The 10,293-nt window shown below is 66.2% G+C and carries 10 protein-coding genes; 6 read left to right on the top strand and 4 right to left on the bottom strand.

Annotated features, from left to right (window positions below):
- Positions 1–315 precede the first annotated feature (315 nt).
- Positions 316–1,077, bottom strand: a complete 762-nt coding sequence (ubiE, locus tag QRO95_RS24315; protein WP_005411082.1) for a bifunctional demethylmenaquinone methyltransferase/2-methoxy-6-polyprenyl-1,4-benzoquinol methylase UbiE — start codon at positions 1,075–1,077, stop codon at positions 316–318.
- An 80-nt stretch (positions 1,078–1,157) separates the two neighbouring features.
- Here ubiE and QRO95_RS24310 point away from each other — a divergent pair, with 80 nt between their 5' ends.
- The 4 genes from QRO95_RS24310 to QRO95_RS24295 all read left to right on the top strand — a co-directional run bounded on the left by QRO95_RS24310 (position 1,158) and on the right by QRO95_RS24295 (position 2,957).
- A complete protein-coding gene (locus QRO95_RS24310; protein ID WP_121504357.1) occupies positions 1,158–1,610 on the top strand; it encodes a nucleoside deaminase in 453 nt (150 codons plus the stop codon).
- A 199-nt stretch (positions 1,611–1,809) separates the two neighbouring features.
- Entirely contained in the window at positions 1,810–2,070 is a 261-nt protein-coding gene (locus tag QRO95_RS24305; RefSeq protein ID WP_032129004.1) for a hypothetical protein, read from the top strand.
- A gap of 75 nt (positions 2,071–2,145) precedes the next feature.
- A complete protein-coding gene (locus tag QRO95_RS24300) occupies positions 2,146–2,472 on the top strand; it encodes a hypothetical protein (RefSeq protein WP_014038526.1) in 327 nt (108 codons plus the stop codon).
- 62 nt (positions 2,473–2,534) lie between these two features.
- Positions 2,535–2,957 carry a low affinity iron permease family protein gene (locus QRO95_RS24295; RefSeq protein ID WP_121504355.1) on the top strand — a complete coding sequence of 141 codons (423 nt, stop codon included), beginning with the start codon at positions 2,535–2,537 and terminating at the stop codon, positions 2,955–2,957.
- A gap of 60 nt (positions 2,958–3,017) precedes the next feature.
- Here QRO95_RS24295 and smeF read toward each other — a convergent pair whose 3' ends face one another.
- The 3 genes from smeF to smeD all read right to left on the bottom strand — a co-directional run bounded on the left by smeF (position 3,018) and on the right by smeD (position 8,848).
- On the bottom strand, positions 3,018–4,418 hold the full coding sequence (gene smeF / locus QRO95_RS24290; protein ID WP_125893439.1) for a multidrug efflux RND transporter outer membrane subunit SmeF: 1,401 nt from the start codon (positions 4,416–4,418) through the stop codon (positions 3,018–3,020).
- Positions 4,419–4,528: 110 nt separating this feature from the next.
- Complete coding sequence (smeE, locus tag QRO95_RS24285; protein WP_049399247.1) at positions 4,529–7,651, bottom strand: multidrug efflux RND transporter permease subunit SmeE; 3,123 nt, start codon at positions 7,649–7,651, stop codon at positions 4,529–4,531.
- A gap of 12 nt (positions 7,652–7,663) precedes the next feature.
- Positions 7,664–8,848 carry a multidrug efflux RND transporter periplasmic adaptor subunit SmeD gene (smeD, locus tag QRO95_RS24280; protein WP_032129008.1) on the bottom strand — a complete coding sequence of 395 codons (1,185 nt, stop codon included), beginning with the start codon at positions 8,846–8,848 and terminating at the stop codon, positions 7,664–7,666.
- Positions 8,849–9,075: 227 nt separating this feature from the next.
- On the opposite strand from smeD, the gene smeT reads away from it, so the two are divergent.
- Both smeT and QRO95_RS24270 read left to right on the top strand, forming a co-directional pair.
- A complete protein-coding gene (smeT, locus tag QRO95_RS24275; protein ID WP_285303647.1) occupies positions 9,076–9,735 on the top strand; it encodes an efflux transporter SmeDEF transcriptional repressor SmeT in 660 nt (219 codons plus the stop codon).
- Positions 9,732–10,241, top strand: a complete 510-nt coding sequence (locus tag QRO95_RS24270) for a MepB family protein (RefSeq protein ID WP_125893435.1) — start codon at positions 9,732–9,734, stop codon at positions 10,239–10,241. Before smeT ends, QRO95_RS24270 begins: the two co-directional genes overlap by 4 nt.
- Positions 10,242–10,293 lie beyond the last annotated feature (52 nt).

Below are 10,293 nucleotides of genomic sequence, written 5' to 3'. Positions count from 1 at the left end.
GCAGTCGGGGCGGCGGCGGGTGCAGCCGCCTCCTGGGAGCAGCCGGCGGCCAGGGCCACGGCCAGCGGAAGAAGCATCAGCGGATTACGCATGAATCGGGACCGTTACGGGGATCAGACCCCCAATGGTAACTCCCTCCGGCCCCGCAGGCGTTGCGCGGTGCGGGGTAATGGCGGCCGGGGCCGATCCTGCGCCTCCGGCGCATGCCAACCAAGGTTGGCTTCTACAGGTAGGTGCCAACCTTGGTTGGCACGGATGTGTCAGCGCCCGGTGCAGGCGTGTGCCAACCAAGGTTGGCACCCACCAGGGCAGGGCTTACAGCTTGTAGCCGGAGTGGATCGAAACAATGCCGCCGGTCAGGTTCTTGTAGTGGCAGCGCTCGAAGCCGGCCTGCCCCATCATCGCCTTCAGCTCATCCTGCGGCGGGTGCTTGCGGATGCTCTCGGCCAGGTACTGGTAGCTGTCCGAATCGTTGGCGAACAGCTTGCCCAGCTTGGGCAGGATCTTGAACGAGTGGAAGTCGTAGATCGGCTTGAACCAGTCCGCGGTGACTTCGGAGAACTCCAGCACGCGGGCCTGGCCGCCCACCTTCAGCACGCGGTACATCTCGCGCAGGCCGGCATCCTTGTCAGTCACGTTGCGCAGGCCGAAGGCGATGGTGACCAGGTCGAAGCTGTTGTCCGGGAACGGCAGGGCTTCGGCATTGCACTGCACGTAGTCCAGGCCGAGCACCAGGCCGCGGTTGGTCAGGCGGTCACGGCCGACCGACAGCATGCCGGCGTTGATGTCGCCCAGCACCACCGAGCCCTCGGCGCCAACGCGCTCCTTCAGCAGGGCGGCGATATCGCCGGTGCCGCCCGCCAGGTCGAGCACGCGGTCGCCCGGCTTCACCTGCGCGGTGGCCACGTAGTAGCGCTTCCACGCCCGGTGCACGCCCAGGCTCATCAGGTCGTTCATCAGGTCGTAGTTGCGCGCGACCGAGGTGAACACCTGGCCGACCAGCTTCTGCTTGTCCTTGGCGGCGACGTCGCGGAACCCGAAATGGGTGGTACCGGCTTTGTAGGGGGATTCGCTCATGGCCCCGATTATCGCACCGCCGGGGGCCAGCGGCACCCCCTGCCCGTATCATGGCGGGCCACGACTTACCGGAGCCCCGCATGATCACCACGCCCGACTACCAGGCCCTGCTGCAGACCGCCATCGCCGAAGCCCGCCAGGGCCTGGCCGAGGGTGGCGTGCCGATCGGCGCGGCGCTGTACCACAACGACGGCCGCCTGCTCGGCTGCGGCCACAACCGCCGCGTGCAGGAAAGCGACCCGTCGGTGCATGGCGAGACCGATGCGTTCCGCAAGGCCGGCCGCCAGCGCCGTTACCAGGACACCATCATGGTCACCACCCTGGCGCCGTGCTGGTACTGCTCGGGCCTGGTGCGCCAGTTCAACATCGGCACCGTGGTGGTGGGCGAATCGCGCACCTTCCAGGGCGGCATCGACTGGCTGCGCGAGAACGGCGTCAACGTGATCGACCTGGACAGCCAGGAATGCGTGGACCTGCTGGGCGGCTTCATTGCGCAGTACCCGGAGATCTGGAACGAAGACATCGGTGAATGATCACCACGCAGTGTGCTGTTGAACCCGCTTAATGAACGCTTCAGTGCCGGCACGCCCTAGTGCCGGCAGCGTTTGCGGCCAATGCCGTGAACCTGTGCACAGTCAGCTGCGCTGCGTGCACACGCTGCGGTAACACCCCACCCGGCTGCCGCGCCTAGGGTGGGGTTACCGGGACTTCCTTCCCCCGGCGGAGCCAGCCATGTGCGCGCACGCCGTACGCCCCACGCCCGACCCGATCCTCGACGCCATCCGCAAGCGCCTGCAGCAGCAGTACGCGCTGCACCAGCGTGGAGCACTGTTCTGGACTGCCTACCAGGGCCTGCAGCTGGAACTGGTGCGCGGTCACCCGCTCGACCATGAGCGCCTGTGCAATGCAATGGCCGACATGGCCGAAGACCTCGGCGCGGTCGAGCATGCGCAACTGGTAGGCAATCGCAACGCCGGCTGCACATCGCGCTGACGCGGCTTCCACTGCCCCATCGGCCACACTCGGATGAACCCCCACTCCCTCTCCACTCAACCGAACTGGATTGTCATGCACGCCGAAGTTCCCACCATTCCCCCGGTCATCAACGTTGACGCCGAGCTTGACCACTGGCGCCGCCAGCATGCCGACGGCGCACTACCGCACAACTCGTTCGGCTCCTACGTGCCGTGGATCAAGTTCGCCTGTGATTCGCTGATCACCCAGCCGCGCGCCAGCAATGCGCAGCGCGACGAGATGTTCCAGACCCAGTACGCCCTGCAGATCATGCCGCGCCTGAGCGAAGCCCAGGCCCGCGAATTCGTCGACCGTTGCTGGCAGCACGTCTACCAGACCAGCCCGGTGCGCCTGCAGGACGCCCCGCGCCTGCGCGCCTGAGCTGCACAGCCCCTGCACGAGCCGCTGCCGATCATCCTCGTCACCTGAGTGGGACGACGACGATGAAAGCACGCAACCTGTTCAATACGATCGCCAAGAAGGCCGCGGCCGCCACCGGCTCGCCGTGGACCTTCCTGGCCGCGGTAGCGATCGTGGTGATCTGGGGCATCAGTGGCCCGGTATTCGGTTTCAACGACACCTGGCAGCTGGTGATCAACACCGGTACCACCATCATCACCTTCCTGATGGTGTTCCTGATCCAGCACACGCAGAACGCAGATACCGCCGCGATGCAGATCAAGCTGGACGAGCTGATCCGCGCGACGGCCGAAGCCAACAACGAACTGTTGGATCTGGAAGAACTGGACGAGGAGCGGCTGGAAGAGATCCGGCGCGAGTACGAGCAGATGGCGCGCGAAGCTGGCGACGCGCTGGCGCGTGTGCGCGCCTGCCATGGCCTGCGCCGGGATGATGAAGCGGTGTAACGGTAGCGCCACCTGCTCTGGTAGGTGCCAACCTTGGTTGGCACCTACCAGAAGCACTGCTTACCCGCGCTCGTGCCAGCCGCCGCCCAGCACCTTGTACAGGGTGATGCGGTTGGCCTGCTGGGCCAGTTGCGCCTGCAGCTGGGTCTGCTGCGCGTTGTAGGCGGTACGGCGCGCATCAAGCAGGGTCACGAAGCTGTCCAGGCCAGCGTCGTAGCGTGCCTGCGACAGGCGGTTGGCCTGTTCGGCCGCTTCCACCAGGCGCTGCTGTGAACTCACCTGCTCATCCAGGCTGACGTTCAACGCCAGCGCATCGGCGGTTTCGCGGAAGCCCACCTGGATCGACTTCTCGTACTGCGCCAGCGCAATGTCACGGTCCGCATTGGCGATGGCCAGATTGGCGCGCAGCTTGCCGCCCTGGAAGATCGGCAGCGTGATCTTCGGCAGGAAGCTCCACACGCGGGTCCCGCTGTCGAACAGGTTGGACAGTTCGCTCGAACCACTACCGATGCTGCCGGTCAGCGAGATGCTCGGGAAGAACGCCGCGCGTGCCGCACCGATGTTGGCGTTGGCCGCCAGCAGCTGGTGTTCGGCGGCCATGATGTCCGGGCGCTGCAGCAACACGTCGCTGGGCAGGCCGGCCGGCGGCGGTGCCAGTGCCAGCAGCTGCGGTTCGATGCTGTCCGGCAGCAGTGCCGGATCCAACTGGCCACCGGCCAGCAGCGCCAGCGCATTGCGGTCCTGGGCCAGCTGGCCACGCAGACGTGCAGCATCCGTACGTGCGGTCTCGACCAGGGTACGGGTCTGGGTCAGCTCCAGCGCCGAACTGCCACCACGCTCGTGGCGGGCCTCGGCCAGACGCAGCGAATCCTCGTAGGTCTTCAGCGTGGCATCGGCGATCTTCAGCCGCTGCGCATCAGCCCCGTAGGTCAGCCACGCCGTGGCGGTCTCGGCCACCAGGCTCAGCTGCGCGTTGCGGCGGTTGGCGGCCACGGCGAAGTACTGCTGCAGGGCTGCTTCACTGAGATTGCGCACGCGGCCAAACAGATCCAGTTCGAACTCGGCTACGCCAACACCGGCGGTGAACTGCTCGGTGACACCGGCGTCGGTACCACGGCGGTCCATCTGGCCGGTGACTGCCACGCCGGGCACACGGTCGGCGCGCTGTACGCGGTACTGGCCGCGCGCGCGTTCAACGTTGAGTACGGCCACGCGCAGGTCGCGGTTGTTCTGCAGCGACTGGTCGATCACCTGCTGCAGGCGCGCATCGGTGAAGAAGTCGCGCCAGCCGACGGCGGCGACATCGGCCACCTCGCCCTGCGCGGCCTCGGCCGGCCACTGCGCCGGAATGGCCGGAGCAACGGCGGTGTTCTTCGGCACCAGGGTGGAGCAGCCGGCGAGCGCGAGCGCGGCGGCAATGGAAAGAAACAGGGATGCACTTTTCATGGGAATGACTTCCATCGGTACTGCCGGATGGCAGGAGGTAGTGCCGGCCGCTGGCCGGCAACCTCGTTGGATTCACATCACGCGGGCAGTAGGTGCCGGCCAGCGGCCGGCACTACCGTTTCAGGTCACGTCGTGGACTTGCGCTTGAACACGCGCTGCACCACCACGAAGAACAGCGGCACGAAGAACACGCCGAGCACGGTGCCGACGATCATGCCGCCGAGCACACCGGTGCCGATCGCCTGCTTGGCACCGGAGCCGGCACCGGTGGAGATTGCCAGCGGCACCACGCCCATGCCGAAGGCCAGCGAGGTCATCACGATCGGGCGCAAGCGGTCGCGCACGGCGTGCATGATCGACTCGATCAGGCTGGCCCCCTTCTCCAGGTTTTCCTTGGCGAACTCGACGATCAGGATCGCGTTCTTGCTGGTCAGGCCCACCGTGGTCAGCATCGCCACCTGGAAGTAGATGTCGCGCTCCAGGCCCTTGAAGGTGTTGGCCAGCACCGCGCCGAGGATACCCAGCGGGGCCGCCAGCAGCACCGCGGTCGGCACGCTCCAGCTTTCATACATCGCGGCCAGGCACAGGAACACGATCATCAGCGACAGCGTGTACAGCAGCGGCGTCTGCGAGCCGGCCTGGCGTTCCTGGTAGGACATCGCCGTCCACTCGATGCCGAAGCCCGCCGGCAGCTGCTTGGCCAGCTGTTCGATCTCGGCCATGGCATCACCGGACGCGACACCCGGGGCCGGTTCGCCCTGGATTTCCATCGCCGACACACCGTTGTAGCGCTCAAGACGCGGCGAACCGTAGTCCCAGTGCTTGGTGGCGAACGCGCTGAACGGCACCATCTCGCCCTTGTCGTTCTTCACGGACCACAGATCGAAGTCCTCCGGCACCATGCGGAACGGCTGGTCGGCCTGCACGAACACACGCTTGACGCGGCCACGATCGACAAAGTCGTCGATGTACGAGCTGCCCCATGCGGCGGCCAAGGTACCGTTGATCTGGTCGATCGACAGCCCCAGCGAGGTCGCCTTGGCTGCATCGATGTCGATGCGGAACTGCGGCGTGTCTTCCTGGCCGTTCGGGCGCACGTTGGCCAGCTTCTTGCTGCCGGCGGCGAGGCCCAGCAGCTGGTTGCGCGCGGCCACCAGTGCCTCGTGGCCCTGGCCGCTGTTGTCCTTCAGGAAGAAGGTGTAGCCCGACGCGGTACCCAGTTCCGGAATGGCCGGCGGCGGGAAGGCGAAGATAAAGGCATCCTTGATCTGGCCCAGTGCCGCCATGGCGCGACCGGTGATCGGCATCACGCCATTGTCGGCGTCACGCTCGCTCCAGTCCTTCAGCTTGACGAATGCCATGCCCGCGTTCTGGCCCATACCGGCGAAGCTGAAGCCCTGCACCGAGAACACCGAGTCCACCGCATCCTTCTCGTTCTGCAGGAAGTGGTTTTCCAGTGCCGCGATCGATTCCAGCGTACGTTCCTGGGTGGCACCGACCGGCGCCTGCACCAGCGCCATCAGCACGCCCTGGTCTTCGTTGGGCAGGAACGAGCTGGGCAGGCGCACGAACAGCACGCCCATCAGCACGAACAGTGCCGCCACGATGCCCATGAAGCGCCACGGACGGTGGATGATGCCGCGCACGCCGCGCTGGTAGCTTTCGCTGGTGCGGTCGAAGCCGCGGTTGAAACCGTTGAAGAAACGACCGGACCAGCCCTTGTGTGCGACGTGGTGCTCACCCTTCTTCAGCGGCTTGAGCATCGTCGCGCACAGCGCCGGGGTCAGCACGATCGCGACCAGCACCGACAGCGCCATCGCCGAAACGATCGTGGCCGAGAACTGGCGGTAGATCACGCCTGTGGAGCCGCTCATGAAGGCCATCGGCACGAACACCGCCGACAGCACCAGGCCGATACCCACCAGCGCGCCGGTGATCTGGCCCATCGACTTGCGGGTGGCCTCAAGCGGCGACAGTCCTTCCTCGGACATGATGCGCTCGACGTTCTCCACCACCACGATGGCATCGTCCACCAGCAGGCCGATCGCCAGCACCATCGCGAACATGGTCAGCATGTTCACCGAGAAGCCCAGCATCGCCAGCACGCCGAAGGTACCCAGCAGCACCACCGGCACGGCGATGGTCGGGATCAGGGTGGCGCGGAAGTTCTGCAGGAACAGGTACATCACCACGAACACCAGCACGATCGCTTCGATCAGGGTCTGCACCACGCCCTTGATCGACACGCGCACGAACGGGGTGGTGTCGTACGGGATCTCGGCCTTCAGGCCGGCCGGGAAGAAGCTCTTCATGTCCTGCAGCGCGGCATCCACGCCGGCCGCGGTATCCAGCGCGTTGGCGCCGGTGGCCAGGGTGACCGCCAGGCCGCTGGCCGGCTGGCCGTTGTAGCGGGTGACGAAGTCGTAGGACTCTGCACCCAGTTCGACACGGGCGACATCGCCCAGGCGCAGCTCGGCACCGTCCTGCGCGCCGCGCACGATGATGTTGCGGAACTGTTCCGGGGTCTGCAGGCGCGACTGCGCATTGATGGTGGCGTTGAGCTGCTGGCCCTTGATCGACGGCGCGCCGCCGAGCTGGCCGATGGCCACCTGGGCGTTCTGTGCCTTGACTGCTGCGGTCACTTCCGCAACGGACAGGCCGTAGGTGTGCAGCTTGTTCGGGTCCAGCCAGATACGCATGGCGTACTTGCCACCGAACACCTGGATGTTGCCCACGCCCGGCACGCGGCTCAGACGGTCGACGACATTGGAACCAACGTAGTCGGCGATGTCGTTGGCGTCCATGCTGCCGTTCTCGGACACGAACGCGATGACGTTCAGGAAGCCCGAGCTGGACTTGGCCACGTTGATGCCCTGCCGCTGCACTTCCTGCGGCAGCAGCGGCATGGCCAGCTGCAGCTTGTTCTGCACCTGCACCTGGGCGATGTCCGGGTTGGTGCCGCTCTCGAAGGTCAGGGTGATGGTGGCCTGGCCGTTGGACGAGCTGTTGGAGGAGAAATAGATCAGGCCATCAAGGCCCTTCATGTTCTGCTCGATGATCTGCGTCACCGAGTCCTCGACCACCTTGGCCGATGCACCCGGGTAGGTGGCGCTGATTTCCACCGCCGGCGGTGCGACGTTGGGGTACATCGAGACCGGCAGCTTGAACAGGGCCAGGCCGCCGGCGAGCATGATGATGATGGCGATCACCCATGCAAAGATGGGTCGATCGATGAAAAAGCGTGCCATGGGGTTCTCCGCTTACTTCGCGTCGCCGGCCGGAGCGGCAGGCTGGGCGGCCGCTGCCGGCTTGGCCGGAGCAGCGCCCTTCTCGGTGGCCTTGACCGGCATGCCGGGGCCGATCTTCTGCAGGCCTTCGACAATGACCTTGTCGCCGGCCTTCAGACCGTCCTCGACCAGCCACTTGTCGCCGACCGTGCGGCTGACCTTGACCGGGCGCACTTCGACCTTGTTGTCCTTGTCGACCACCATCGCGGAGGTGTCACCCTTCGGATCGCGGGCGATGCCGGCCATCGGCACCAGCACTGCATCGCTGCGCACGCCGCCGCCGATCACCGCGCGCACGTACGTGCCCGGCATCAGCAGGCCGTCCGGATTGTCCACCTTCACGCGCAGGCCGAAGCTGCCAGTGGCCGGGTCGACGCTGACTTCGGAGAACTCCAGCGTGCCCTTGTGCTCGAAGGTGCTGCCGTCTTCCATCAGGATGCTGACCGGCAGCGTCTGGTTGTCCTGCAGGCGGCCCGCGGCCAGCTCGCGGCGCAGCTGCAGCAGCTCGGCCGAGGACTGGGTCAGGTCGACATAGATCGGGTCCAGCTGCTGCACGGTGGCCAGCGCATTGGCCTGGCCGGCGCTGACCAGCGCACCCTGGGTGACGCTGGACTTGCCGATGCGGCCGCTGATCGGCGCGGTGATGCGGGCGTAGCCCAGAGTGACGTTGGCCGCATCCAGCGAGGCCTTGGCGGCGCCGACGTCGGCCTCGGCCTGCTTCTGCGCGGCCACCGCGTTTTCCAGGTCCTGCTGGCTGACCGCATCAACCTTGGCCAGCTCGGTGATGCGCTTGGCGCTCAGGCGCGCGGCGTTGGCGGTGGCCTCGGCACGCGCCAGCTGGGCACGGGCACTGTTGGCCTGTGCGCGGTAGCTGGCGTCCTCGATCTGGTACAGCGGCTCGCCGGCCTTGACCATGCCGCCCTCGGTGAACAGACGCTTGGCGACGATGCCGTTGACCTGCGGACGCACTTCGGCGACCAGGAAGGCGTTGGTACGGCCCGGCAGCTCGCGGGTGAGGCCCACGGTCTCGGACTTCAGCGTGACCACGGTGACGTCACCCGGGCCCTGTTCGGGGGCCTGGGGTTGGCCGCCGCAGGCAGCCACGGTCGCGGCGATTGCCAGCGACAGTGCAAAGGGTCGGATTCGGCTCAGCAACATGACGGAAAGGCTCTTGAAGGAAAGGGTCTCAGCCAGCGCTGATACGGCGGACCCTCCACCAGCGAAGGTGAAGACCGTGCGAACAGCGCCCACCCGGGTGGAGTGGGAGCCGGACGGGCCTGCCACGCACACGACGGGAATGATGGGTGCGAAATATACATACATGCTTGTTTGTTTGTAAACCGGTACAATTCAGCCACGTTTCACCCGCACTCGTACCCACACCCATGGCCCGCAAGACCAAAGAGGACACCCAGGCAACCCGGGAAGGCATCCTTGACGCCGCCGAAGCCTGCTTCCATGAACACGGCGTGGCCCGTACCACGCTGGAGATGATCGGTGCCCGCGCCGGCTATACCCGTGGCGCGGTGTACTGGCACTTCAAGAACAAGAGCGAGGTGCTGGCCGCGATCGTCGAACGGGTGCACCTGCCCTTCATGCAGGAACTGGAGCGCACCTCCACCGACCAGCGCGACACACCGGTGCACGACCTGCGCGCAGTGATGATCCACTCGTTCATCGAGCTGTCCGAGGACGAACGCCTGCGCAAGACCATGGAGATCATGCTGCGCAGCGACGCCTCGGCCGATACCAAGGTGCTGACCGAAATGCAGCAGGCCGGCTTCCGCGATGCGCTGGACCGGATGGAGCGCGCCCTGCGCCGCGCCCGCGATCTGGGCCAGCTGCGCGAAGGCGCCGACCCGAAGATCGCCACGCGCATGCTGCACGCCACTGTGCTGGGCGTGCTGCACGGCGCGATGGTCGAACCGGAACTGATGGACCTCAAGCGCGACGGCATGCTCGCGCTGGACATGACCCTGGCCGCCTACGTGAAAGAAGGCGTGTTCGTGCCCGGAACGGTGCCCGAGCCGCTGCCGGAAGCATGAGCGGCATTGCTGCCGCCACTGCGGCACTGCACGATCTCTACCTGCCCGCAGGGCTGCAGTTGACCGGACCGATCGTGGCGGAAGCGGAAAGCGCAGAGTACGGTGCCTGCCGCTTTACCCTTGAGGGTCACAGCATCGTGTTCCGCGTCGCGAAGATCACCCCCACCAAGACCGGCCAGTTCGTAACCCTGTGGAAGCGCCCCGCCCCCGGTTCTGATATCGCTCCATTGGATGCAGCCGATGCTGTGCACTTCGTGGTGATCGCGGTCTTCGACGGAACACAGCGCGGGCAGTTCATCTTCAGTCGTGACCTGCTGATCGAGCGCGGCGTGATGTCGCGCGATGGCGAGGGCGGAAAGCGCGCCCTCCGTGTCTATCCGCCGTGGAGCACGCCGACCGCAAAGGACGCGATCCGGACCCGGCAGTGGCAGCTTCGTTGCTTCCTGCCCACCGGCGCCGATGTCTCCGCCTCCGCCGGTGATCGATTACGCTCACTGTTGGGTTGAACCCGGCGGACCTTCCCTTTTCTGGACGCATCGTGATGATCCTGGACAACGT

The organism is Stenotrophomonas maltophilia group sp. Smal13, assembly GCF_030236855.1.
Classification (GTDB): domain Bacteria; phylum Pseudomonadota; class Gammaproteobacteria; order Xanthomonadales; family Xanthomonadaceae; genus Stenotrophomonas; species Stenotrophomonas maltophilia_A.
The sequence above is the reverse complement of the archived record's forward strand: the minus strand, read 5'-3'. Positions and strand labels throughout refer to the sequence as shown.